Below are 26,763 nucleotides of genomic sequence, written 5' to 3' on the forward strand. Positions count from 1 at the left end.
CTATTTTCAATTAAAATCACTTAATCCCTCAAATGTCTTATTTACAAAATCAGTTATTTCTGTTTTGAATATAAGTCCGAGTGCTACTGCCAATGCAACCAGGATGGCTACCTGCACAAGTTCCATTCCTTTTTTGCTTTTAAATTTTATAATACTGAATTTCACGATTTTTCCTCCATTCTCAATTCTGTTTTTGTATCTTTTCCCGTCTCAAAATAATCAAAGTTCCAGTAAAGCAGGTGCAATTGTTATAACTATCAGTACCATCAGAAATATCATAAGAGGTAAAGTAAGCTTCGTTTCCGCAAGACGACCTCTTTCTTCGCAGGCTTTCTTACGGCTCAACCATAACAACTCACTCTCTGCATGAAGTTTATCAGTAAGCTGCACCCCTTTTCTGACATTATCATTTATTATATTGGATACTCTCATGAGCTCCCTTACCCCACACTCCTTAGCCATCGTTTTTAATTCACTGTGCATCGAACCATTGGCAGTTTTACACGACGTATATATCTCCCTAAGCCTTCTGTAAAAATAATCTCCTTCATTTTCCGAGTCAAAACTTTCCTCTATTGATTTCTCAAAAGCACTTGTGAGAACAAGCCCTGCGTTAAGCAACAGAACAAGTCTATTTACGAATTCAGGAAGCTGCCTTATAACTGATTCACCATCCTTCTTTTTCTGCTTCTCTATCATAGCAAATCTGTTTTTATAGATAAAAAAGGCAATCATAATTATAAGAATTGTTATCGGAACAGCATTAGACGACATGTTATCTTGAATTTCCCATGAAATTCTCTGCCCTGTATCGAGGGTATCCGGAAGTTTTACCCTACTTTCTGTTCTGTCACTGTTCAAATGCAAAACTGTATTTCTAAGCCCGGATTCGATTTGTTCACGTTCAGTGCTCTCAAAGCTTTCATCATGTTCTTTTTTCTCCGCTTTGCTTTTATCGTCGTAAGATTTTATAGTGACACCCATCTTTTTTTCCAATGTATCTTTTTTTCCAACTACTTTCACCTTGAACATCAGCTGTTTTGAATTCTGCCCCTCCATGGGGCGTGTAACATATAACTGTCCGCCCGATTCCATCACTTGTATATCTTTTTCGGAAAATGATATAATCAAATCTATAATCAGCAGGATGATTCCTGCAATCACTACTGCTGTAATCTGCTTTCTTGCATTTTCAGCGGCTGCCTCTTTAGTAATCCCACTGCCTTTATTACTCTCCATAATTGTTGCCCTCTCAAACCCGTATTTCTGAAATTTTCTCCATCAGACATATTCCATAAAATGTAGCTGCCAATGCTGCCGTCATCAATAGTCTTCCTGTTAATGTGATATACAAGGGTTCAATATACGAATAGGAAAAAATATTCAACATCAGCAACATCAGCAGCGGCATTACAGATATTATCCTGCCCTCAACTTTCTTCTGAGAAGTTATGGTTTTTATCTCCCTGTCTATGTTCATCTTATCTGTCAATATCTCCGTCGTATGTCCTATTATCTTTTCTAAATTCCCTCCCATATTCCTGCAGATGATATATACCTGCACGAAATTATTTATATCTTCGCTTCTGCTCCTTGAAGCGAAATCTTTCAGTAATGCTTTATCGCTCTCTTTGTTTTCTGTCATACTTATTTTCATACGCCTCAGTTCCTTCATAATTGGCTCATCCTTTTCATACATAGATGAAAGATCTTCTTCCGCTTCTATCAAAGCGTCTTCCATCTGACGGCCGGCTGCCACAGAGGCGGATAATGAATACAGCATGTCCTTAAACTGTATATTCAACACAGCTAATCTCCTGGCTGCCATACGTTTTCTGAAATATGGAACAGCCTTATGTACCAATACCCCCGATACAAGAGACAATATCATGCTGTGGTAAAAAAGATAAACGACAACAAATATGCATACATACCCTACCAAATAAAAAAGTAACTTTTCTTTAACCGACAATTCATATACAGAGTAATCACGTACCATGCCATCCCCCTAAAAACCATCTTCGCTATATCCTGCCAGATACAATTTTTCACAATGCAAAAGCTTACTGTCTGCCAGTCTTCTACCTCTTTTAAAAAGGGAATTGACTTTTATTTTCCCATCTTTCAAACCTTCAAGCTCCGCAATCTCAAGAACTCTTCTGCTTCCATCCTTCATTCTGCTCATATGTACCATTACATCTATCCCTTCAGTTATCTGACTCCTTATAGCTTCAACTGGAAAATCTGCAGCTTGAAGAAACATTGCCTCAAGCCTTTTAAGCATACCTTCTATGCTATTCGCATGGCCTGTGCTTAAGCTTCCGTCATGACCTGTATTGAGAGCCTGTATCATATCCATCACCTCCTTTCCTCTTACTTCTCCTATGACAATGCGATCAGGCCTTATTCTCAGACTTGCTTTTACAAGGTGTGACATATCAACTTCTCCTTTTCCCTGAACATTGGCGCTCCTGCATTCCAGCCGGACTATATTCTCTACCTGTTCTATCTGAAGTTCTGCGGAATCTTCTATTACCACCACCCTTTCATGAATAGGAATAAACTGTGACAACACATTTAACATAGTCGTCTTTCCTGATGAAGTTCCCCCACATATAAAACAATTGTATCCTGAAATAACCAGCGCCTTCAAAAAATTCGCTTCATCTTTTGTTATTGTTCCGCTTTTTATCATATCTTCCATTTTCATTACATTTTCAGGAAATTTTCTTATAGTAAGAATAGGGCCATTTAAAGCAATATTTTTATATATGGCATTTACTCTGGAGCCATCCGAAAGTCTGGCGTCAACGATAGGATTCAGCTCATTTATTTCCCTATGTACTCTTGAAGCTATGCGCCTTATCAGCTCCTCCAAATCCTCAGTACTGTCAAAAGTAAGTTTTACTCGTTCGGGAATGCCATTCCTTTCTATGAAGATATGATCTTTTCCATTTACCATTATCTCTGATATTGATTTATCTTCCACATATGGCTGTAATATGTCCATCTCTCTTCTGAGAGAAAGAAAAAGACGTTCTATCAGCATTCTGTTTTCTCTATGGCTACAGCTCTGGGCTTTTTCCAGAGAAAAAACAAATATCTCTATTTTCTCAAGAGCCTCTTCATCGCTTAAGTTTCCTTCCGAATCTGTTATCATCAGTCTCACTTCAGATAAATATTTTTTTATATCCTCAGGCTGATAAAAACCTTTTTGTTCTTTTTCATGTTTTTCCATAATTAACATTTTTTTCCTTTCAATGATATAATACATTATTTGTAAATTTTTTACAATCAATTCTGTTCGACAAATTTCGACATATATGCATTAAAGAGCTTTTTTCATTCGCAATCTTTTTATTTACACTATAAATTTTATTATATATATTGAATTTTTATAATATTCAATATATAATGAATTTTACAACTAAGAGAATGAAGGAGGGTATAGAAAAAATGAAAAAATTAACAGCAATTATAGTTTCTCTTTCAATGGTATTGATGTTCGGTCTTTACGGTTGCGGCAGCAGCAACAAAGCTGAAGCCGACAAGACTGCCCCCGAACATTTCATACTGACAGGCGAATACAGCGATAATCTCATAAATTTTACAGAGATAAGTGATGACGCCGAAGTAGTCATGTGGGATGCAGAAAGCGAAAAATTCAAAGAAAGCGAACTATCTGAAGAAACTATAGTAGGCAATTTCACCAAACTTTCAGAGAAAGATGAAAATGGCGTTGCCGGAAAAGTCGAGATTGTTCCTTATGAGGACAAAGCAGATTTCTGGGATGAAGATACCGCATGGATTGAAGGTGCTGGTATAGATTCCGATCCTGCCGTTGATGATGAAACGGGCGAAAAGGTTTTTTCGGCAGAATACAGAATCCCTATGGGTGAACGTATCCTTTCCGGATTCAAACTTGGAGACTACAGCGGTACGACAGATTTTGCCAATGTTAATAAAATAAACTACTGGTCCGACAATGACTATTATCATGCGACTTCAAATGATACCCTCACAATGCTTACAGGTTATAAAACTTATCTGCAAACTACCAGCTGGACATGCGGATTATCTTCTATCGCCAGTGTCCTCGAATGGTATGGCGTGAGAGATGGTCTTAATGATCTGGATCTGGCCGCCCTTAGAGGCGCTAAAGACGGAGATCAGTTTGCTCGCGGAACAGACCTTGATGAAATGGTCAATGTCTTCCATAAACTGACTGATCTCGGAATAACAGGAGAATGGGATATCATTACTTCCGATGACAAAGACGGAGCCGAGCTTCTTTATGACCCTGAATGGATACAGAACCAATTAAAGGAAGGGCATCCTATCATAGTTGGTTGGAATTCATATGGCGCTCATTATCAGACGATCATCGGATACGATAATATGGGAACGGAAGATACTCTTGATGATGTTCTCATCATCATGGATCCATATGACACTACAGATCAAGATAACGACGGCTATACCATCGAATCTTACGAAAGACTTTCCAGCGGCTTATTCACTATGGATTCAGAAGTTTCCGGAACTAAATTTATAACAGCAGCACCTGCTGAAGGCTGGAAATATGAACAGACTATAGGTGACGGTATAAATACTGATTACGATAATGCCGGCGTATTCACAGATGATAATAAAATGTCTTATGGAAAGACTGCTGAAGATATCAAAAAATACTATCCGGATACAGAATATCTGGGAGATAACGGCTTGGCAGGCGCAGCTACAGGAGGCTATGAACGTTCAGGCGATCATAACTATTCGCCATATTACAAATTCCTCGATTTTTATAATATGGAAAGCAACGATACATTGAAAATACTTACTCATTTCAAAACACTCCAGCAATCTACCGAATGGACTTGCGGAGCCACCTCTGCAGCTATGGTGATGAATTGGTTTAATATGTCCGAAGGAGAAACAGATGTAAGTCTGGCGAAACATCGGCAGGATGGAGATACAGGAGCCACTTATCTGAGCGGAATGGAGGAAATATTCACCTACATGAACGAAGAACATGATCAAGACTGGATCTGGTTTACAAACAAGGATCTTGATGATCCTGAAGGAGAAGAGTCCTACATAGGAGATTACTGTCTGCAGGCCGGCACTACAGAAGACTGGTATGGGCTGATCCCCTATCTTCTGGAAAACGATATCCCTATAATGATAGGATGGGATGAATGGGGCGGACACTGGCAGGTTATTGTAGGGTATGACGACATGGGTACCCCTGACGCAACACAGGATGACGTCCTTATCCTTGCAGATGCATACGACACTACAGACCATAACCAAGACGGTTACGTTATCGAAAGTTTCGAACGCCTGGTCTATGGATGGTATTCAAGCTATGATGAGGATAACATGCACAATGAATTCATAGTAGCATTTCCTAAATCACAACATGAAGATGTTGTAAAAGCTCTTGATCTGAATTAATCACATAAAAGACGGTTTCCATTATACGAAACCGTCTTTTTCTATATCTTTGGAATCACTATCCCATTTCTGTTCTGCTGTCTGTTTTTCATATTATGATTTTCTATGAACTTTGTTATCTCCGTACTGGCCTGCTGCACTTCCAATCGAAATTCATCGGCAGAAATTTTAAATGCTCCGCTTCCCGTTATTATCATCTGCTCAAGTCTGTCAGAAGTGGCGACTCTTACATGGAATTCTTTACTCTTTTCATGAGCTGTTTTTTCTATATACATATCAGCTGTTTCTGCTTCACGAGTATATACTACATCTATTTCATTATATCTTTCTACATGTCGTTTCCCATCCTTTACCTTATAAGCATCAAATACAATTATAACACGGCATCGCTTATACCCCTGGTAATTAGACAATATCTCTATCAACGCCGCTCTGGCCGAATCCATATTTATTTTTGCCAATTCTTTTAAGTCTTCCCATGAAAAAATTATATTATAACCATCTACCAATAGATATTCTTCAGTAATCCTAATAGGCTTTGTCTTTTTTTTGTCCTCATGAATAATCTCTTTCTTAGGTATTATTTTTCTTGATTTTGGTTTGCCATAAGTCATTTCAAATATCTTATCCAGCTCTTCTTCCTCTGATTGACTCCTACCCATTCCCATCGTCTTGCCTGAATTAAGATTATATACAGATGGTTTTGAAAAACCGCACTCTTTGCAACCGATGTCATCGTCACAGAAAGATTTTCTTTGTATGTGCAAATATCTATCTGCTTGATCCCATTTTACTGTAAAACCGGATCCATTGATGCAAAATACAGAGTCACCTGTATTATCCGGATCACTGTCAGGATCATAAGCTACAGAATTTATAACTTTATCCTGATTATGACACTCTTCATATCCCAACAGAGAACATGACAGCCTTCCCCGGCCTTTAGTGTATGAAGCCACATCTACAGCATAATCTTTCATTTCCGAAACAGGAGCCTTGCCTGAGATAACCGCTGTATGTCCGAATGTTTCCGGATCTTCCATTTCTCCACTCATTCTCTGTATATCCGACATAGCTCTGCCTATCACCTCTGTAGGTATTTCGAGTCTAAACTCATACCAAGGTTCTAAAAGTATATTATTGGCTTTTCTTAAGCCCTGTCTCAGCGCCCGGTAAGTAGCCTGTCTGAAATCTCCTCCTTCAGTATGCTTAAGATGAGCCCGACCGGTAAGTACCGTTATTTTCATATCCGTAATCGGAGAACCTGTAAGAACCCCGATATGTTCTTTTTCCTCAAGGTGAGTCATAATAAGTCGCTGCCAGTTTCTGTCCAGCACATCCTCACTGCATCGAGAATCAATCGTAAGCCCGCTGCCCCTTTCTGCCGGCTCCATAAGAAGATGAACTTCTGCATAATGACGAAGCGGTTCAAAATGCCCTGCTCCTATTACCGGATCCTTTATGGTCTCTTTATACGTTATTGAACCTTGCCCAAACTCTACATCAAATCCAAATCTCTCTTTGATAATATTTTTCAGTATTTCAGTCTGTACCTGTCCCATCAGCTGCATCTGAATCTCCTCATGCTGCCGATCCCATGAAACGTGAAGCTGCGGATCTTCTTCGGCAAGCAGCATGAGCTTCTCAAATGCTTTATGAATATCTATATCCTGCGGCAGCCCCAGCCGATACATCAAAACAGATTCAAGAAGCGGTTCCGAAGCTTCATCTTCAAATCCCAATCCCTGACCTGCATATGTGTTTTTAAACCCTATAACTGCGCATATATCGCCCGGAACAGCTGTATCTGAATTTCTGAACTTTTTCCCGGAATATATTCGTATCTGCTCCACCTTTTCATTTTGTTCCTGATCTTCTTCACAGCCCTCCGGCAAAGTTTTTACAGATTCTTTTACGCGGAGACTACCACCTGTTATCTTCATATGTGTAAGGCGGCCGCCGTGAATATCTCTGGTTATCTTATACACCTTTGCACCAAACTCATCAGGATATGTTTTATCCGAACAGAATTTTGCCAGGCCGTCCAAAAATATATCTGTACATTCAAGTTTTAAAGCTGAACCAAAATAACACGGGAATATTTTTCTGTCTGATATAGCTCTCCTAATACTCCTTATACTTATAGATCCCGTATCTATAAGTTCTTCAAGAAGTCCTTCCTCGCATACAGCCACCTGTTCCATCCATTCTCCGCCGATATCACTCCCGAATTTTACACAGCACTCATCAAGGCTGCACTGGAGCTGATTTATAACAGCATTTTCTTCCGCACCGCCGAGATCCATTTTATTAACGAAAATAAATACAGGTATTCCATATTTTTTCAGCAGTCTCCACAAAGTAACAGTATGCCCCTGCACACCGTCTTTGCCACTTATAACTAACACAGCATAATCAAGAACTTGCAGTGTCCGTTCCATTTCTGCGGAAAAATCCACATGACCCGGAGTATCCAGCAGCATGAATGTCCTGCCGCCATATTCCATTTCAGCTTGTTTTGAAAAAATAGTTATCCCTCTGGCTCTTTCCTGGAAATCAGTATCAAAAAAAGTATCCTGATGATCTACTCTTCCCAGTTTTGTTATTGCTCCGGATTCGAAAAGCAATGCCTCTGACAATGTAGTCTTACCTGCATCAACATGAGCCAAAAGACCTATACAAATATGACTCTGTGGTTTATTCCCGAATGTATTATTCATCGGAAAGCCCCTTCCTTCTATGTTATAATTCAGTAATTATAACATAGAAACAATCAGAAGTCGATTTTGCACGAAAACTGAAGAGCAAATCAATTTGCCTACTTGAAACAATGTCCTTATTTGCGTATAATAAATATGTATGGTCTTTAGCAAGACAAATTTTTAGAAGGGTGAAAACATGGACAAGCAACAATTAAATCGTTATTTCTTTTATGTACTGGGCGTTATTTTACTTTCAGCCGGAATCACTTTAAACACAAAAACAGCTCTTGGAGTATCTCCGCTGATCTCATTGCCTTACTCAGTTTCTCAAATATGGGATCTCAGTTTCCCTGCTATGACTTTTATATTATATTCGTTCTTTGTTGTACTTCAATTCATTTTAAAAAGAAAAAACAGGCAGATGAAAGATCTTCTGCAAATACCTCTTTCAATAGTATTCAGTTTATTTCTGGACATTTTCGGTGATGGTTATGATACATTTATCAGCCTTTCCGGTCTTCAGGACGATTCTCTTTTTATAAGAGTCATCATGCTCATTATAGCAGTTGCAATGACCGGAATAGGGGCTTCAATGATGATTTCTATGGATCTGATCCCTAATCCTGCCGATGGACTGGCTAAAACAGTAGGTGACGTTCTCGAAAAAGGGTTGGGATTCGGCAAAAATTTTATAGATTTTTCCAGTGTAGCAGTAACTGCTGTAATAGGAATCATTGCCAGCGGACACTTAGTGGGTGTCGGTATAGGAACAATAATAGGCATGATCGGCGTAGGAAGATGTATAGCTGCTTTTAATTATTTCTTCCACAATAAGATGATGCTGGCCATAGGCAATAATCATATGCCTATGTCATTAGAATAAAATAATATATAAAAAGCTGACACATTAGTATATAAGTTTATGTGCCAGCTTTTTTATATGAAATTCCAAAAATAAAAATTTATCTTTATTCTCATCACTTAAAGCCGAACGATATAAGTAAAGTTGTAATCACTTCATTATCTCTGTTATTTTGGCATTATTGTTCATAGGGTTACGCTTCGTATAATCAAATAAATAGTATCTGTCATCTATTTTCTCAAGATGTGTAAGTTTTCTGAGAAGACGAGGATCGTCAGTATCATATCTTCCTCCTGACAAATACCTATGTTCCCGTGATTCTCTGCTGTAAAAAACTTTAGAGAAATCCTTCTCAACACTGTCTTTTCCAAGAAAAGCAGGTCTGGTTTTAACGTTTTCTCTTGAATAATAATCATATATCATAGCTTTTTGCAGCATATCTGTATTTTCCTGCGGAACATATTCATATCCGAACTCCAAAAGTTTTTCATACCGCTGATTCCTTGAAAAATTCAGCATTTCCAAACGCTTTTCTTCATACCACATCGCAAGGGCTTCAAATAACCTAAAAGGGCTTTCCGTATATTGAAGGATAAATTTCAGTGTGTTCATAAACTGACCACTGTTATAATACACTTCAACCATTTCTTCTATGGTTTTCAGCTTTATCAGTTCATCATATGATATCCACTTGGTTTCAAGTATTTCATAAGGTGGATATTCAGTATATTTCATACCATATTTAGACACACCCTTTTCTATAGGCGAACCTTTAAGCACTTTCAAAAATCCCAGCTGAAGCTGATGAGGCTCCAGTGAAAAAACGTCATTGAAAGACTCTGCAAAACTGTTATAATCCTCAAAAGGCAGCCCTGCGATCAGATCAAGATGAAGATGGATATTACCTGATGATTTTATACGTCCTATAACCTGTCTTAGTCTTTTAAAATCCATAGGTCTGTTTATTTCATCAAGGGTTCTTTCATTAGTAGACTGAACACCTATTTCCAACTGGATCTGTCCCGGTCTCATACTTTCAAGCAAACTAAGCTCATCATCTGTCAGGATATCACCGGCAATTTCAAAATGAAAATTAGTTATTGCATTATCATGTTCTCTGAGGAAATCCCATATCTCCGTTGAATGCCTGTGATCACAATTGAATGTCCTGTCTATGAATTTGACCTGAGGAACTTTGTTTTTAAGAAAATGCCCCAGCTCTTTCTTAACAAGTTTCAGATCCCTGAAACGCAAAGATTTTTCCACTGACGAAAGACAGTAACTGCACCTGAAAGGACAGCCCCTACTGCTTTCATAATATATTATTCTGTTGCTGAAATCGCTGAGATTCTCGTAGGGGAACGGCACATCGCTCAGATTGATAGGGGCTTTACCCTCGCAACTTATTATCTCTCCTTCATCATTTCTGAAAACTATTCCTTCAAGATCCGCCAAATCCTTATCAAGTTTATCGCATTCTGTTTCTCGTCCATATACTTTAGCCAATCTGTAAAAAGTTTCTTCCCCCTCGCCGCATATTACCCCTTTTACTGCCGGCATTGAATCCAAAACATTCTCTGCATCAAAAGAAACTTCCGGACCTCCTATCCAAAGATGCTTTAAAGGCATTATCTTCCTTATATCGAAAGTCAGTTCCTCTATCTCTCTTTTATTCCATATATAACAGGACAACAAAATAAGATCCGGCTCTCTCCTGTATATATCAGATAAAATCTTTCCCATGGGCTGATTTATAGTATACTCAGCGATCTCTATTTCAGGTATCTCAAAGCATGTTCTGTCATATTTCATCTTTTTTGCTGCATAGGATGCCAAACTATGCACGGCCAGATTGGAATGTATATATTTAGCGTTTACCGCGATCAGCAGTATTCTCATTTTATATCACCTTTTAAAAATTCTATCGCCTCATTCAAAACTTTCTGAGGCGCTCCCGGAACAGAGAGTCTATGATCTCCTCCATCTACAGTTACCAACTCTATTCCGTATTTTTCCGCAAAAGCAGCAGCTCTTGCATAGGCGATATCCTCATCGTTGCTTCCATGTATCATTTTAAGTGACACAGCTTCCGCTTCAAAATATTCCATCAGATTGTGGCGCCTCAAATCTTCGATCAATTCTCGCGTCACTTTCAAATTCCTAAAACTGTCATTTATCACGAAATATCCATTTTTTTCAAGCTCTGATTTTTCCTGATCTGTAAGCTCCAAAAAGTATTCTGACATATTAACAGCTGCGCTTCTTAAAAAAGCTCTCACATGTCTGAGCTCATCATTCATAATGTATATTAAAGTTATATAAGCACCGAAACTTGATCCGAAATAACAGATCTCAGCTTTAGGACAAATCTTTCTCGTATATCTTTCAATATCTCTCAGATCTCTTACACAGTTGTCTACAGACAAAAAATCTCCATCTACGACGCTCTCACCATGAGCAGGAAAATCAAAAGCTATTATACCCATACCAACATCGGGGAATTTATCCATGAGCATATTTATAGTAGGACTCGCCTTACTGCTGGCAAATCCATGAACTGCAATCACTACCTTTCTGTCGTCAGCCTTTATTCTTGACACATATGGAATATCATAAAGACCTTCTCTTTTTATATATCCACTTATCATTTTGTATCCTCCCGTTTCCTGCTTTTTATATATTTTTATGATATCATACAGTACCGATTCTTTCCATACACAAAAACATTGCACAGTCTATTGCCGTTGAATATAATGAAATATGAAATTATAGGAGATACAAATATGGAAATAACAAAAGAAGATAAAATACTTTTAGCATCTGCTGAAGATAAATTCCGACAATGCCTGAATCAATATCGTATAACTTACACTAATTTTCTGGATCTCCATCAAAGATCGCTGATGGATGCTTTAATTAAAAATTTAGCGCAGGAAAGCAGTGATATCCGCTGTGTTTTCTATGGCGGATATGAAGATGCCGAACGTACTCTTGCCCTTTTTCTCCCTGATTATGCAAATGAAAAAGACATTCCTATCTCTGTTATACGCATAAAGGCTTCAAAAGGCGGACGCAAACTTACTCATCGTGACTATCTTGGCTCACTTACAGGTCTCGGCCTGAAACGTGAAATGGTAGGTGATATATTGGTTACGGAAACCGGAGCCGATATAATCGTCATGGACGATGTCAAAGATTTTATACTCATGAATTACAATCAAGCAGGTAAAGCGACTCTCACTTCTGAGATACTTCCAATATCCCAGCTTTACATACCTGAAGCAAAAACCCAATTCATAAAAGATACCGTAGCATCACTTCGGCTGGATAACCTTATTTCATCAGCATTTCAGATGTCAAGATCCAAAGCCGCTGAAGCCATACGCTCCGGCATAGTATTCATAAACAATATCCAAACTGAAAAAACAAATGCAAAAGTAAATGAAGGCGATAAGCTAGTTCTTAGGGGAAAAGGCAAGGCATATCTTCGTGAAGTAGGCGGACAAACCAGAAAAGACAGGATATTCATAACATTGGAGCGATATATATGATACAAATAAAATGGAGCTTTCGAACAACTGTCCAAAAACTCCATTTTTTACAACATATTAGATAATCTTTTTAAATTATCATATATTACCTGTCCACGCTTGCTTTTTCCTATTTCTGAGGCTTTCTCCTGTAAAACAAATTAAAGATCAAACGATGGATTTATCGCATAGAAATTCGTACTGTTGAGATTATCCTGAACATTTCTCAAAGTTTCACCGAAACGCTGAAAATGGACGACTTCACGTTCTCTCAGATACCGTATGGGATCTATCACATCAGGATCATCCACCATCCTCAGAATATTATCATACGTGGTCCTTGCCTTCTGTTCGGCAGCCATATCTTCCACAAGATCCGTAATAGCGTCTCCCTTCACAGCAAAAGACAGAGCATCAAAAGGAAACCCGGCTGCAGCCTGAGGATACACACCTGCTGTGTGATCCACAAAATAAGTTTCAAAACCGGCTGCCTTTATCTGCTCCATCGTCATACCTTTCGTAAGCTGATGAATTATAGCACTTACCATTTCCAGATGAGCCAGTTCAACCGCCCATCTATGATGGAAATGATTTTTAGATATTAAAAGCTTCCATAGATCAGCATCTAATAATCTTAAAGAGCTTTCAACACATCATTTCTTTGCCAACATAATATGGATTCCATTTTGTCCGTTCTTTAACCACAGGTAGCTCTTTGCACTTTTCGAAAATCTCTGTTCCTGTCCCGTTTCCCCCAAGTCCATGATATCCATTATATATTTCTTCCAAGCTTTCCAACTCCTCAAGTGTTATTTCTCCTGATAAAATATAAAATTTACCATATCGGAACAGTTTATCATGACTGTTGGCTTTTACTGCCTGAAATAAACCACTGAATTTTTTTATTGCCCATACAAGGGTTCCGGCTGCGAAACTGGCTACTCCTGAACATATAATCCCTACTATGTGTTCCTGAATTGCACTTAACATAACTGCCTCCTACACATTAATATGTACAGCATTACCCATCTGAGCAGTATTGGCATAACTATATGCAGCTCCATATTTGTAGGCCAATTTAACAACAGCATTTCTTCCGGCTGCTGTTGTGGTCACTCCCGGAATATAAATATCCGCTGCCCTACCTTTTGTATGTGCTGATCCACTGGCTCCTCCCACCTGCGCATTTCTGGTTTTGCACCTCTGGCCGGAAGTGATAGTTATCGGCTTGCCATATTCTACTCTAATGGCTTCTAAAATCTTAAGTAACTTCGCTGATGTATTACCGGCAGGGTAACCATTACAATATTTACCTCCACAGGTACATTTAAACTCTGACTTCGCGAAATGTTTCGAGCTGCCGCCTGAAGCCGAAGACGACGAGGAAGATAAAGAAGATCCGCTTCCGCTATTCGCCTTGGCCCAGAAATTTGTACCAGCGATTCCGTCCTGAGTAATACCCCATGCCTTCTGTTTTGCCTTTATGCCGGCTATAGTTTTGCTTCCCACAATACCGTCCTGCGTAGTGCCGACAACGCCCTGTAACACCTTAATTCGCTCTACCAGCTTAGCGTTAGTCTTCGCGCCATAAATGCCGTCCTGCATCAGTCCATGGCCTTTCTGGAACCGCTTGATGGCCGCCTTTGTGCCGCTCCCACAGATTCCGTCTATCGCGCCCGTGTAATAGGCATAGTAATGATATAAATTTTTCTGATACTGTTTTACCGATAACATTATTCCACTCCTTCCGCAAACACCCAGTCTTCAGCAAGCATGTCCGCCTGTGATGCGAGCCACCCCATCTGCACACCAGATGTACCCACAAACGCTATAGCCTTATTTCCGATAGCCTCATGCTCTGCATTAATGGTTTCATTAGAGCAATTCTTGTAACTAATTCCATACGCTAACTCTATATACTGTTTCTTTCCGTTCCAACCTTTTCTCGCAACTTTCATACCTCTTTTGATATATATAATCGCATCAGAAAAACTGAATGTTGCTTCGCCGCCAAGCTGTGGGCAATTCTTTTCATCAGCAATCTGCCATTCATCAGAACAGATATTAAGTGCGGTGTATTCCACCACCTCTGTCTCTCTGATATCCAGTTCCTTACCGTCTTTGGTATGCATCATGATGGATTTTTTATCTTCATCCCAGAACCAATACCCTCCCCATGAAGGGAGTTTTACTTTTGCACCCTTTTTCATCTCTTTAAATATTGTCTTGAAATTCATTTTACTCTACCTCCATTTCCCATACTGCGCCGTCAGAACCGTCTCCGTCTTCCTTAGCTGCCTTTAAGTGTCCCTGCATCTCCTGCGCCTGCTTGGTCATGTTATTATTTTTCCACCATGACCAGATGGCAGATATACCCGCCGCCGCTACCGTCAGCCATTCTGTTAATGCTGTTTCATCCAGCGGAATTGGATTCTTTCCGGCCACAGTAAGTACCATGTTTGCTGTCAGAACCAGCATTACGATTAGCCTAATAATTGCCTTTGTTTTTTCGTTTTTCATAATATAAAAGTCTCCCTTCGTTTTTTCATAATATAGCGAAACACCCTGAAAGCTTTCGCCCCCCAAGGTGTTTTTTTAACATGTATTCAATATGTATCGTATCTCTCGACCAGCCTATTTTAACTAAAGCCACAGAGTTTTCAAAAAATACAAGAGCCGCCTAAATAGGCGGCTCAATTATATATTCTGTAACTTCTTGCTATGCTCGTTTACTACGCGCTTTAAAATCTCCATATCAGCCTGTAAAGCTTCAATCTGTTCAACCCCAACAATATATCGTCTATATGTATCTGTATAGCAAGACTCTATATTTTGAAGCCGTGGAATTATATCATTTTCCAAGAGCAATCTTATATTCTGTGTTTCAAAATGATTTTCATCTTTGACTTGGTCTACCTTTTTATCTAATTGGTCGATTTTTTCATTTAATGGCTTTAGTTTTTTATCCAACATCTCGGATATCTGAATCAACAATTCATCGTTACTCATCTCTACCCACCTCCGCAGATATTATATCATAAAGCCATACCTTTGTGACACACATTTTATCTGAAATATATTATCGGATCAATGTATTCGCCACTTTCTTTTACTCTAAAATAAAAATGTGGACCTGTCGAATTTTTGCTGCTTCCATCGTATTTTATGCTGTCTTCTGCCCCTGCTTGTTATACATTTTCGCAAGTACTTGATAATTTACATCCTTCAAAGGATCATATGTAAATTTCTTCCTGTTTGTAACATTGTTAAGCGCTGAGTCTATTTACTACTGATATTTACTTTCATACATCTGCTGTTGATAGTCAGCCACTTTAGGTTTTTCTGCCATAGTATTTCTCCCTTTATTTTCTAAAAGGATATAAAAAGAGGCGAATCTCTCACCCTTATGATTATTTATAATATCCTTTTATGAGTATATTCACATAGTGCTTTCCCGACATTGGGACGCTTCCCACCCTTCCATACAATGTAAACTGATGCTGACTGTCCGTCAAAATAGCTCCCGGAGTAAAAACAACATCTGCACTCCTGTTGTCGCCCATATATCTACTCTGCGTAAGTATTAAAGGTGCTTTATGCGAATCTTCCGTTGTTAAAATCGTAAACCCAGCAGGAAGTTTTATGATACTATATCCATTGGTAAATGTAGTATAACCAATAATCTTTATTTCCACCTCTCCGCTTACCCACTTTTTATAACTGTAATTTCCAGTGGTACCTTTTTCGATAACAAAATCTACAATCAAAGTGAGTCTCGTCACCACATCCTTGAGAACCTTTCGTAAACTAAACATGGCAACACCTCCAGTCGGTCATATAAGCCTTATGGCAAGTAGCTTTCCAGCGTATGTACAGCTTCCGGAATAATATCCGTAAGTAGTCAGCCTCACGCTCCCTTTTTCGGAAGTAACCTCTGCCAATGCCCACGACTGACAACCACCGCCTGCATTCATGGTTGAACGGCCCTGTGCTCCCATTAATATATTCACTCCTGATGCTGAATTTATGGCTGAAGCTAAAAGTGACGATACTCCTGCATCTACATTTGCGCTTACATTTCCAAATACGAGATAGGTTCCTTTTGGCAATAGTAAAGTGCATACTGTAAGGGAATTGTTTACCTTGTTCGATACCTGTGCCGACTCTTTGTAGTACTTGTTGCTCTTCGCATTCAAAATCTTTATGCCTTCCAAAATATCTCTCAAATACTTCCTTAAAGACAGCATGACAACCACCTCCAAGCAAAAACATTGGTACTTTTAATACCCCCCCCCCAGATAATTTCTGAGGGATTCTGGGATAACAGGCTCTATACCGACTATTTTTTTTATATTCATTTGTACCACCACACTGTGGCTTGAGTTTGGATTATGTAATATATATTTGCAGTGAGATATTGTAACGTTATCCCCATTGATACTCCCATAAACATATCCATTTATCGGAGTATCGTCTGTTCCTCCAGCATGATCTCCGTGAGATATTCGTATAATTCCTGATTGTGGATTTATAAACCCATTACCGTACCTTGTATATATTTCTGCAATCAAATATTTGGATAAGTTCTTTACAGTAATAGTATTACCCTTTGCTACAGTTCCTTCCCATAAAACTTTATTCTTAAACGACAGATACTCTTTCAGAGCCTTAACAAGCTCTGCAACATCTCTGAATCCTTTTAATGCTTCAAACATAATTTTCTCCTTTCCTTATATGGCAATACACTGCGGTAGTTTAAAATGTATCGAGCCATTTTTAGCAAGAACAAATCTCCAACCAAAGTATTCTGTATTTTCCCATCCTGCCCATCCGCTCATAGATGATGCAGTTCTTCTTAATACACACTTAACCCATTTTCCCGCCTCGATATTTGGCGTTTTCTCATAACAGTCGGTATTCGTAATCGCCGGAGATGAATAATTTACCCGGCTCCCGGACGAGTCTATCAAATTGATCTGTACCGGAATTTTACTGTCCCACGCGTCTACATCATCAACTTTAATATAGAAACTAAACTCAAATCCATTTGGTAACTTAGCTTTGGGTATAAATGGTGTAACACAATATGTGTAATATATTTCTGTTCTGCCTGACCCTTCTATACTTACTGTTGTAACACCATCCTCCGTACCCCACACCCATGGGTTCCCCGATTGAGCCAAATATTCATCACTGCTTATTCCTTGCGCATATGTTGTTCTGCTTCCGTGTTTCATTGAAACGGAATTTGGCAGAAGATTTTCGTTTCCGCCAGCAAATGCAGAATCCCACAGTTCTTCAAGCTCCGGATCATCCATCAGAATATCTCCTGTAAATGTAGCTGGCTTTCCACCTCCCACTTTAAATCCTGCGCCTGTTGATTCTTCAAACAATGCTACTCCGTCTCCGCCCGCGTGCCTGGATATAACCGGTCTTCCTGTCGTTCCATACGCCATAGCTGTCGACAGCTTGTCAGTGAGCTTTGCCTCAAAGTCATATGTAATCGTTCTGCTGTCTATCGCAAATGTCTTCGATACGGAAAATGTCCAGCTTGCCGCCGGTATCGTAACCGTCGTCTCGCTTCCATAAGCGGAAGCTGTCGACTTCTTGTATTTTATCTTCAGTGTCTTCGTATTCTTATTAACACCCTTTACCGTAACCGGTGATACAACACCATCTATGGTTACTACCGTATTCGCACTATCTGAAACGCAGGACACATTGGTTATCGCCGGGGATGAATACCCATAAACAGTGATATTTTTCGTTGTGGTCTTCATCCTGCCTCTGCTGTCTGTCACCGTAACAGACATGATCAGTGTGCCTGCCTTTGATATTGCCGCCGTCTGAAATTCCGTTCCTGTATATGTAATTCCATCAAATGTAGTCTTTATTGATGATATCGTACTCCCATATATACCGGCCGCTGTGATATTCACATTCAATTTCGATAGCGATGAAACATATATCCCGTTTCCAAATGCAGATTGTACCGCCGATACGGCTTCTGCTACCGATACGCCGGATATGGACGGTACTACCGTCGATGGCACTGTGACAGTCAGGTTTACATATTTCGTCCCGATAATCGTGTTCCCCGATTTTGTTGTCACCGTTACCGTTGCAATCGCTGATGTCCCGCTTATGGCATTGCACCATTCAATAGGTATAGTAAATGCTGTCCCCGATGTGACCGTTTTACTGTAACTTCCAAGCTTCACTGCGATAGTATCAGTAAAACCACTGGATTTCTTTGTTGCTGTTGCCGTTACTGTCGTTGAACCATCAGCAGGTACACTGGTCTTATTTACCGACAAATCAGAAACTCTTGGTATAACTGTAAGTGCTTTGCTGGCTGATGTCGTCAAAGTCCCCAGAGATACCCCTGTAACAAATCTTGCGCTGCATGATACTGTTTTCGCTCCGTTACTGTTGTGAGTTACCGTCTTGGATTTAGTCGCCAGAAGCTGCGCTGACGACGATGTCGTAAAATTATGACTGAATGAATATGATGTGCCGTCTATAACTATACTTCCCGACGGACCATTGGAGTTCCACGATACTCCGTTTCCATAATAATATAATTTAACCGTAACAACAGATGTGTTATTTGCCACATTTACACTCGATTCAGATATCGACATAGAAATTCTTGCTGCCATATATTAACCTCCAATCCATACATCATTAAGGTTTCCCCCGGCCCCCGGACGTATTGCCCAGTTGCCTCCGAACTTGATCTGATTATTTGTCGTAATATTTTCTGTCGTAAGCCCATCGTTTGCATAACTGGCAACTACGACATCACCGGAAAGAAAATCCAGTGATTCCTTTGTGAATCTCCCCACCATGCCAGATTCTGAGTCCCCTATAGTAATCGTAGCCCCAAGGGTCTCATCTTCTGTGATAGCTACATACCTATTGCGGCGCTCTAATTCTTCGACAGCACTGTCAACCTGTTTTTTGATGGTATCAAAGTCAAATGTGATTTTCCCATCCTCAATCAGCACGCTGGTGATCTGCTCTATCTGTTGTTTCAGTTTATCCATCGCCGCCTGTTTTTCTTCAATACCCGACACACTAAACGATATATCATCCGCAGTCTGCGTAACGTTGGTGATGCGATTTTCAAAGTCAGCAAGGACTTCATCTATTTGCTCTATATCTACGTTCACATCTTCCGGCGCCGGGCTCCAATCCGTAGCCTTATCCCCCGCTTCGAGCTTAAAATTCCTGTACTCTATCGTTGCGCCGGGCTCCGCGTTATTACCGTAGAGAATAATCACACATTTATCGGCTGGATTAGCGTTGTTTACGGTAAGCGTTCCGCTGACCCTCTGCCACATCCCATCCTTCTCCAGCGATATGTCGGTTGCGGCCCTGTCCTTAATAGACTCATCCTCTTTTCGAAACTCGAAATATATGTCAGTGGCTTTCGTTACCCCAGTCATCTTTATGTCCGCACTGAACACGTATGACATGCCCTTCTCAGCGGTAAGCTCATAGATAGGAACGGTACACTCAGGATATCTCCAAGCATTGTATGTTCCTTCGCTCCCCTCTGCGAAGGTTATCACTCCGCCTGTATCACGTTCTGTTTTATCGCTATAGTTTGAACCGTCAAGCGTTATCGTTGAACTATCCTTCAGCAGATTCCGCCCACCAATCTTCATCTTCTCCACTTTTTGAACAGTAAGGCTTATCTGATCTGCCTGCTGGGTAATATTACTCTCCGCCATCGTGACTCTGTCCGCAAGAGAATCCGCTGCACTTTGCGCCGCTGCTGCTGCATCTCCCGCTTCCATAGCCGCATTCTGCGCCTCTTCTACAGCTTCTTTAGCCGCTGCAAGCTGTTCATCTGTAACATCAGCTTGCTGTTTTAAGGCGGTATACTTGGTCTGTGCATCAGCTGCGTTCTGGGCTGCCTGATCTGCTGCTGTCTGGGCTGCTGCCGCATCCGCAAGAGCCTTGCTTGCATCTACATCAATCTCCTGTACCTTTCTGGCTGTAGACTGAATTTCAGAGGCATTCTGCTCTATACGTGTTCCAAGAGCTGTATTTACCTCTGTAAGCTCGCCTTTAGTAACATAATCCACAACCATTTCAGACTCAAGAATATCAAGGTGTTCTTTAAGATTATCTATCTGTTTATTTGCCTCAGCTATTTCTCCATTTACCTGAGTAAGCTGTGAAACTGCATTCTCTGCATTCTCTTTAGCTTCTTCTGCCACAATAACCGTATCATGGGCGGCTTGGTGAATTTCATTGAAAGACACTGCTGCTACCGGTTCCGAATAAGTAAGGATTTCCGGATTAGGCTCACTCCATTCTATACACCATCGTGTCCATAAATATCTTCCCGGCATCCATGACGGAATAATTCTAACCCATTCCCCGCCTGCCGGTTCTGTATCTGATTCAGACAAATAATACTGTTCTGTCATATTAACTATCGCAGGTGAACTAACGCCCGGGTCTCCATAAGCTCCTATAATTTTAGGTTCAAGATCTTCTTCAGAACTATCACTGTAAATCAGCGTTTCATAATTCCAAAGATATTTTTTCTCGGCTGACATTGCAGGAATAACTGTACTCCAGCCTTCTGACTGTATTGTTATCCCCTGTGCCAGATTGCTTACAAGATAATGTTCTGTTATACTAACAAGGCTTATCCCAAGATCGCCTTTATCTCCCTGTATTTTAGACCATTTATATACAGAAGGATCCGTAATATCCGGTATATCATTTACTCTGTTGGCCGATATTCCTATATATGCTTTTCCGACAGGATCTAAACTTATACCTGCGCCAGTTGAATCATCAGCATATGCTATCCATGTATAAAAAGACCTGCTTGCAGCAAGCTCTGAAAACTTGGAAGCAAGCATTTCCACTTTATCACTGATCCCGCTGTCCTTTATCAGATATTCACCGAACGTAGCTGTTTGAGTTCCTTCAGATACAGATGTTTTAAGCTGAAGAAGCCGTGCGGAAACATATAGTTGTCCACTATCATCTACAAGATTTACTCTGTCACCAATTCTTATATTCTCCGGCAGAACAGAAATATCAGCTTCGTAATTAACTTCCATTTCACATATAGACTTAAGCTGCATTAATGTATTCTCAAATAATATTTTCTGGCTGTCAGTATCATAACTATAAGTCTTTTCTATATGTCCTTCATAACCCGGCTTTTTTTTATCCCAGCAATATCTCGTCCATTTCTCAACAGCCTTTCTTGATTTAAGAATCCCATCTGTATCAACATAAAAATCCCCATCATCATATTTATAACCTTTAAGCGTTATCGCTTCATCTTCTCCTTCAGGAGCGCTTCCCGTTGCTTTTAACGCTGTAGCAAGATTAGCTACAGATTTTTTAACGATTATATTCTTCAAATGCCTGTTTATTCGCAGTTCTTCGCCTATATCAGTTCCCCGTTTCCTAAATATATTAATATACTTATTAGTAATTATCAGATTTTCTATATCAAAACTATAGCTGATTTCTGCGTCGTCAAACTGTGAAGCGATACTGTCCAGACGTTCTGTAACTGTAGATTCTGATGTCCATTTTAATTTTTTCTTAAGATTCGGTATCTCATTTATTCCTATCTCAAAACCACTGGACGCAGCCCATTTATCGATATACCATGCGATAGGATATGTCTCCGAAGCTTCATATTCTTCAGCCACCTCATTCAGCAGATCAAGTCCTGCATCTTCTGCATATATATAAATCTCATGAGCTTCAGGATCTATTTCTGTCTCGATTATGGTATAAAACTCATTCTCATCTGCATGCTTTCGCAGCAGATAATTTCCCGCTTCTGTCATGTGTTCTGCATTGAGCCTATTGTTGTCTTCAAAAGATATATAACAGCTGAAAGATGCCACTCCTGTATCAGTATCTTCTATTTTTTCATCATTAAACACAGTAAAGCCAAAAGGCAGGCTTGTACTTGCCTGCCCCAAAACATTCATATGTCTGTCTGCAAAATATATGATCATAAAAATGCCTCCCTATATCGTACCTTAAACACAGGTGCGTAATCATCAGTCACCCAATTTGAATAAGATATGCCTATTTGGTTCATGCCAGGTTTAAGATGAAAATTTTCCCAGTCATTTCCCAGCGCTCCAAGCTGCGGAGCTCTGTTTCCATTTAGATAAATCTCTCCGCTTTTGCAGTCTGCTTCCAGTATATCATTAGCACTGAATTTGTTAGGTATATCACTCCAAGTATCCCTGTTGTTTCTAATGAATCTTACCCATGACAGTCCATTATATGAAAGAGGATTCACTGTGCCATACTGTTCAAACCCCAAAACTATCTGTTCTGCTGCAGTATCTTTTATCATATCATCGGTAAAAACTTTCCTGCATCCCCCGACATCAAATATAATTTTTGCTCCGTCCTTGGCAATACTGGATGCACCTCCTGAACCTTTTCCAAAAGATTTGTTGGTATATGACAAATCTATCTCGCTGCTGTATACATTTTTATTATTTACATAAAAAAGAACGTTTGCAGTTTTCCCTGATTTATTCTTTAATATCCTCACACCTGCCAATATACCTCCCTCAGAATCTGCCAATATCGTCTGAAAAGCTCCCATCTGTTTTGTATCATTTCCTCCGGTTCCTATACTCATTCTCTGCTTATATGTAAAAGTAAAATCCAGCGACGGAGATACCTTTCGTCTTATTGTAGGCCCGTGATATTTACCTGAAGCAGTTCCGTATTCAGATGCAGTAAGATAATAAGAAGCCGGAACACTTTCTTGGTATGTACTTATTCTCAAATTGCTGCACGCTCTTGCATTTAATGTTCCCGACGAACCATGACTGTCTGTTCTGTCTACTTTAAACTGAATGCCTGTAAGAGCAGTTGCCGCACTGTTTAGCCCTGTAACAGTGAATCTCATATTAACAGTATGCGCTGACTTTCCCTTCCAGTTTGACGATGTGTTCTTAATAGTAACATTATGCCACGATCCACCCACATAAAGTGAACCTCTCAGCCCTAATCCTTTCCCAAAATACGAGGCGCTTGTTGCAAGGGAAGCAGTTACCGCAGCATCTACTGTTACTGCATTTGTTGTTCTTCCATAAGCTCTCAGTGAAACACTGTAATAAATATACGGGGATCCTACATTGCTTTTAGCACTGCTCAATATAGTTCCCGAAGTTGCCGCAGGACTTGATGCCACAGTATAATCACATGTTTTTATTCCTAAGGAACCTGACTGTACCACGTCTTCTGGTATTACTGTGCCGGAATTTTGAGACCATAAATTCTTCGCAGCTGTCCCCCATGATGAAACACTGTCAAAAGTTTGATTCACAAGAGTTTCTGATTTTCCCTGTATTATACTTCCGTCTTCTTCATCAGGATCACCAAGCTGTATAATCTTTTCGTCTCCATTGAAAAACGCTACATATCCACAATCGCCTTTTCCTGTAAGCGGCATTGTTTCATCTCCATCCGTCTCTACTTCACTGTAAAAATCAGCTTCCAACACAGGAAAAGTATTGTATGTTCCATTATAATTCACTAAAATACTTCCCGGATCATCAATAGAAGCCTCTGCTTCATACTCAACCACCGAATACTTCAGAGGATCAAAACAAGTTATCTCTATTTCTCCGGTTATTGCATTTCTTCCTTCAGGAACTTCTTCTATATATGTAGGCGTACCGATAAAATATTTATCCGGCTCATCGTTGAAAATAAGTTCCGCATCATTTACATTTAAAAGTATCCCCATTTTATTATAGGCTTCTCTAAAAGATAAAGAATCCGATGAAATAAGCTGATAGCCTACAGTGATAATCCTTTCCGGAAATCGTTTGTTCTTTCTTATAGAGCCATCCCGAGTACCTGTTTCCAATGTTTCAAATTCCGGAGACAGTGCCTCTCTTCCCTTGACATAAAGAGTCCTATATCCTTCTATTTCGGACTCAAGATAAACACCGTTAATCTGCATTGCCTCTGTCGGTATCGGGATAAGGGTTATATTTTCATTTATATCTCTAAATTCATACATTATCTTATCCCCCTTTTTCTGTTTTTCCTTGATTCCAGTTTATTCAAATCACTTTGTATATATGGAGCCGTAACCTTAGATACTTGTCTGCCGTCTATATTTACCGGAACTTCTATGATGTATGAACCACTATTTCCAAAAATATAATCATCCCCTAATGTACTGCCATATCCACCATAGGCCATAGCCAACTCCGGCTGTCTTATATTCGGTATACTGATAAGTCTTTCGGAAACCTTTTTCACATCACTAAATGTATCTTTTATTCCTACAGCCCATCCAAGTCCGAAGAATTCGCCTAATTTAGCAGTAACTTTAGATGGCGACGATATTTTTGCCTTTGCTTCAATAGCAGCTGCCGCCGCTTTCGCAAGCTGTGCTGCAACATTTTTTACAATCGGCAATGTGGCTTTCATACCGTTTGCAAGTCCCATTCCTATATTGTACCCTGCAAGATAAGATATTCCCTGTACTGACATCAAAGATGATATTATTTGCGACACCGCCAGCCTCACAGTAAGAACAGAACTGTTCAAGCCTGACCGAAGTGCTGTGGCAAACCCCATACCTGCTGTACTCCCGATAACAGAAAGCATTGCTGCCAATACACTCAGTGAAGAAATAATTGAAACAGAAACTATTGCCATTACTGTTCTTGCTTGCATCGCTCCCATAGACAATCCCATTGCCAGACCCATTCCTGCCATTAATCCTGCAGATGTAAGGGCCGGAACAAGCTGCCGAGCACTTGATATTATTAATGAAAAAGTAACTATAAACGGTTCGGCATTTGGCGGAATAATAACAAAGTTTGCAAAAGCATCTTTTAACATATTCACACTACTTACTATTCCTTCTGTCATAGTCGACAGCATAAGCAGTGATGCCGAGAACATTGATACAGTAGTTACGCCCATCATCATAGATGTTATAAGTATCTGCATAGCCTCTGCCACCTGCGGAAGATTCTTTCCCGATGATGACATTTCACCCATTCCAAGCGCAACTGCACCAAGAGATTTACCAATATCATAAAGTGACAGTTCCGAGATGATTTTTATCCCTTCAGCTACTGACTTAAATCCTTTACCTGCATTCTTTGCCGAAGTTCCTATAGCCTCTATTACGCCTGCAATACCCTCAAGTATGGAAACAAATCCTCCGCTGATGGCATCTATAACATCAGCTACACCTCCGCAAATCTTCACAAATCCATCACTTATAGAATCAGCTACTGTACTGATAACACTTCCGGCAGTCTCCATTACACTGCACAACGTACCACCTATAACATTTACTATAGTTGCAACTGCACCGGCAATAGCAGATACGACCTGTACTAATACACCCCCTACAGTAACCGCTATAGTGACAATGGCTCCTGTAATTGCTGATACAACCTGTACTATAGTGTTGCCTAATTGTTGTATCAGAAGAGCAAAAGCTATTATAAACGGAGTAGCCATATTCAATCCCACGCCAACAGCAAGTATAGTAGCTCCAAATGCCAGCATTGGTACTACTGCTTTATTCAATGCACCTCCAAAAGTAGCAAATATCTCCACAAGACCTGCTATGACAATTGCAAACATTCCCATAGAAATAACACCTTCAAGCCCTGTCTGAGCCAACGGAGCCATAGCTGACGCTATTAATGCAATTCCTTCAGAAAATGCTGTCAAACCTGCTTGATTCACACTGAGTTGTGCTCCTGTTTTGCTCATAACTACAGCAAGACCTGCCACAACAATGCCAAATGTGATTAAAGGTTCAATTGCTTTCTTACCCAGTGAAGCAAGACCTTCCAGAGCTCCTGCCAATGATGACAAAGAATTTATCATCCCCGAAATGCTATCTATTTTAGATAAAGAAAATGTTCCTTCAGATGCTTTCTCTGCACTATTTCCCATATCCTTAAAAATATCTGCCGCTGCTTTAATACTCTTAAAATAGGTTATCATTGTTGATATCTTTCCAGTTACTTCGGATATAATCTCAGAGTTATTTCCCAACATATTCGAGACTTTCCCTAACGAGCCGGATGAACTTTTAGCAACATCAGAAAATCCCGATGATAATCCTCTAAGATCTGTTTGAAGTGCCGAAGACATCTTATTCATTGCAGAAGACTGAACAACAATATCATAACTTTCAGCCATC

At 39.8% G+C, this 26,763-nt stretch carries 22 protein-coding genes and 1 pseudogene; 3 read left to right on the plus strand and 20 right to left on the minus strand.

The genetic code is table 11. The annotated features are described in order from the left end of the window. Positions 1-6 precede the first annotated feature (6 nt). The 4 genes from ACLR96_RS00130 to ACLR96_RS00145 are packed head-to-tail and all read right to left on the minus strand — an operon-like array spanning position 7 to position 3,238. Complete coding sequence (locus ACLR96_RS00130) at positions 7-165, minus strand: Flp1 family type IVb pilin (protein ID WP_177270040.1); 159 nt, start codon at positions 163-165, stop codon at positions 7-9. 54 nt (positions 166-219) lie between these two features. Continuing rightward, entirely contained in the window at positions 220-1,239 is a 1,020-nt protein-coding gene (locus tag ACLR96_RS00135; protein WP_177270076.1) for a hypothetical protein, read from the minus strand. A gap of 13 nt (positions 1,240-1,252) precedes the next feature. Continuing rightward, positions 1,253-1,999: a type II secretion system F family protein gene (locus ACLR96_RS00140; RefSeq protein WP_177270074.1), complete on the minus strand. Its 747-nt coding sequence runs from the start codon at positions 1,997-1,999 to the stop codon at positions 1,253-1,255. 9 nt (positions 2,000-2,008) lie between these two features. Then, a complete protein-coding gene (locus tag ACLR96_RS00145; RefSeq protein ID WP_177270072.1) occupies positions 2,009-3,238 on the minus strand; it encodes an ATPase, T2SS/T4P/T4SS family in 1,230 nt (409 codons plus the stop codon). A 218-nt stretch (positions 3,239-3,456) separates the two neighbouring features. On the opposite strand from ACLR96_RS00145, the gene ACLR96_RS00150 reads away from it, so the two are divergent. Beyond that, positions 3,457-5,457 (plus strand): papain-like cysteine protease family protein, encoded by a 2,001-nt coding sequence (locus ACLR96_RS00150; RefSeq protein ID WP_177270070.1) that lies wholly within the window; start codon positions 3,457-3,459, stop codon positions 5,455-5,457. A gap of 41 nt (positions 5,458-5,498) precedes the next feature. Here the strand turns inward: ACLR96_RS00150 and ACLR96_RS00155 are convergent, their stop codons facing one another. Next, on the minus strand, positions 5,499-8,177 hold the full coding sequence (locus ACLR96_RS00155; protein WP_177270068.1) for an NYN domain-containing protein: 2,679 nt from the start codon (positions 8,175-8,177) through the stop codon (positions 5,499-5,501). Between the two features lie 178 nt (positions 8,178-8,355). Here ACLR96_RS00155 and ACLR96_RS00160 point away from each other — a divergent pair, with 178 nt between their 5' ends. Continuing rightward, positions 8,356-9,042: a YczE/YyaS/YitT family protein gene (locus ACLR96_RS00160; protein WP_177270066.1), complete on the plus strand. Its 687-nt coding sequence runs from the start codon at positions 8,356-8,358 to the stop codon at positions 9,040-9,042. Between the two features lie 129 nt (positions 9,043-9,171). Here ACLR96_RS00160 and ACLR96_RS00165 read toward each other — a convergent pair whose 3' ends face one another. Together ACLR96_RS00165 and ACLR96_RS00170 are read right to left on the minus strand one after the other, a co-directional pair. Next, complete coding sequence (locus ACLR96_RS00165; RefSeq protein ID WP_177270064.1) at positions 9,172-10,920, minus strand: DUF4080 domain-containing protein; 1,749 nt, start codon at positions 10,918-10,920, stop codon at positions 9,172-9,174. Further along, positions 10,917-11,669 carry a serine aminopeptidase domain-containing protein gene (locus ACLR96_RS00170; protein ID WP_177270062.1) on the minus strand — a complete coding sequence of 251 codons (753 nt, stop codon included), beginning with the start codon at positions 11,667-11,669 and terminating at the stop codon, positions 10,917-10,919. Before ACLR96_RS00170 ends, ACLR96_RS00165 begins: the two co-directional genes overlap by 4 nt. Before the next feature lie 135 nt (positions 11,670-11,804). On the opposite strand from ACLR96_RS00170, the gene ACLR96_RS00175 reads away from it, so the two are divergent. Continuing rightward, positions 11,805-12,572 (plus strand): YlmH/Sll1252 family protein, encoded by a 768-nt coding sequence (locus ACLR96_RS00175; protein ID WP_177270060.1) that lies wholly within the window; start codon positions 11,805-11,807, stop codon positions 12,570-12,572. Between the two features lie 140 nt (positions 12,573-12,712). Here ACLR96_RS00175 and ACLR96_RS00180 read toward each other — a convergent pair. The 13 genes and pseudogenes from ACLR96_RS00180 to ACLR96_RS00240 all read right to left on the minus strand — a co-directional run. Further along, positions 12,713-13,117 (minus strand): annotated as a pseudogene (locus ACLR96_RS00180) (manganese catalase family protein); the annotation flags it as partial. 79 nt (positions 13,118-13,196) lie between these two features. After that, positions 13,197-13,541: a hypothetical protein gene (locus tag ACLR96_RS00185; protein WP_177270056.1), complete on the minus strand. Its 345-nt coding sequence runs from the start codon at positions 13,539-13,541 to the stop codon at positions 13,197-13,199. 9 nt (positions 13,542-13,550) lie between these two features. Further along, positions 13,551-14,285 (minus strand): peptidoglycan-binding protein, encoded by a 735-nt coding sequence (locus ACLR96_RS00190; protein WP_177270054.1) that lies wholly within the window; start codon positions 14,283-14,285, stop codon positions 13,551-13,553. Next, positions 14,285-14,788: a Thoeris anti-defense Tad2 family protein gene (locus tag ACLR96_RS00195; protein ID WP_177270052.1), complete on the minus strand. Its 504-nt coding sequence runs from the start codon at positions 14,786-14,788 to the stop codon at positions 14,285-14,287. Before ACLR96_RS00195 ends, ACLR96_RS00190 begins: the two co-directional genes overlap by 1 nt. A 1-nt stretch (position 14,789) precedes the next feature. After that, on the minus strand, positions 14,790-15,071 hold the full coding sequence (locus ACLR96_RS00200; RefSeq protein ID WP_177270050.1) for a phage holin: 282 nt from the start codon (positions 15,069-15,071) through the stop codon (positions 14,790-14,792). A 177-nt stretch (positions 15,072-15,248) separates the two neighbouring features. Then, positions 15,249-15,560: a hypothetical protein gene (locus ACLR96_RS00205; RefSeq protein ID WP_177270048.1), complete on the minus strand. Its 312-nt coding sequence runs from the start codon at positions 15,558-15,560 to the stop codon at positions 15,249-15,251. 401 nt (positions 15,561-15,961) lie between these two features. Beyond that, entirely contained in the window at positions 15,962-16,366 is a 405-nt protein-coding gene (locus tag ACLR96_RS00210; RefSeq protein WP_177270046.1) for a hypothetical protein, read from the minus strand. An 18-nt stretch (positions 16,367-16,384) separates the two neighbouring features. Further along, a complete protein-coding gene (locus ACLR96_RS00215; RefSeq protein WP_177270044.1) occupies positions 16,385-16,798 on the minus strand; it encodes a hypothetical protein in 414 nt (137 codons plus the stop codon). Between the two features lie 33 nt (positions 16,799-16,831). Further along, a complete protein-coding gene (locus tag ACLR96_RS00220; RefSeq protein WP_412265058.1) occupies positions 16,832-17,266 on the minus strand; it encodes a hypothetical protein in 435 nt (144 codons plus the stop codon). 15 nt (positions 17,267-17,281) lie between these two features. Continuing rightward, on the minus strand, positions 17,282-19,213 hold the full coding sequence (locus ACLR96_RS00225) for a DUF859 family phage minor structural protein (RefSeq protein ID WP_177270042.1): 1,932 nt from the start codon (positions 19,211-19,213) through the stop codon (positions 17,282-17,284). A 3-nt stretch (positions 19,214-19,216) separates the two neighbouring features. Beyond that, positions 19,217-22,564 carry a phage tail spike protein gene (locus ACLR96_RS00230; RefSeq protein WP_412265059.1) on the minus strand — a complete coding sequence of 1,116 codons (3,348 nt, stop codon included), beginning with the start codon at positions 22,562-22,564 and terminating at the stop codon, positions 19,217-19,219. Continuing rightward, the gene (locus ACLR96_RS00235) at positions 22,561-24,603 is read right to left on the minus strand and encodes a distal tail protein Dit (RefSeq protein ID WP_177270699.1); all 2,043 of its coding nucleotides are present in this window, start codon (positions 24,601-24,603) and stop codon (positions 22,561-22,563) included. The genes ACLR96_RS00230 and ACLR96_RS00235 overlap by 4 nt, the downstream gene beginning before the upstream one ends. Then, the gene (locus ACLR96_RS00240) at positions 24,603-26,762 is read right to left on the minus strand and encodes a hypothetical protein (protein WP_177270698.1); all 2,160 of its coding nucleotides are present in this window, start codon (positions 26,760-26,762) and stop codon (positions 24,603-24,605) included. The genes ACLR96_RS00235 and ACLR96_RS00240 overlap by 1 nt, the downstream gene beginning before the upstream one ends. Position 26,763 lies beyond the last annotated feature (1 nt).

Origin of the sequence: Lentihominibacter sp. (assembly GCF_046951855.1) — a bacterium.
Lineage (GTDB): Bacteria > Bacillota > Clostridia > Peptostreptococcales > Anaerovoracaceae > Lentihominibacter > Lentihominibacter hominis.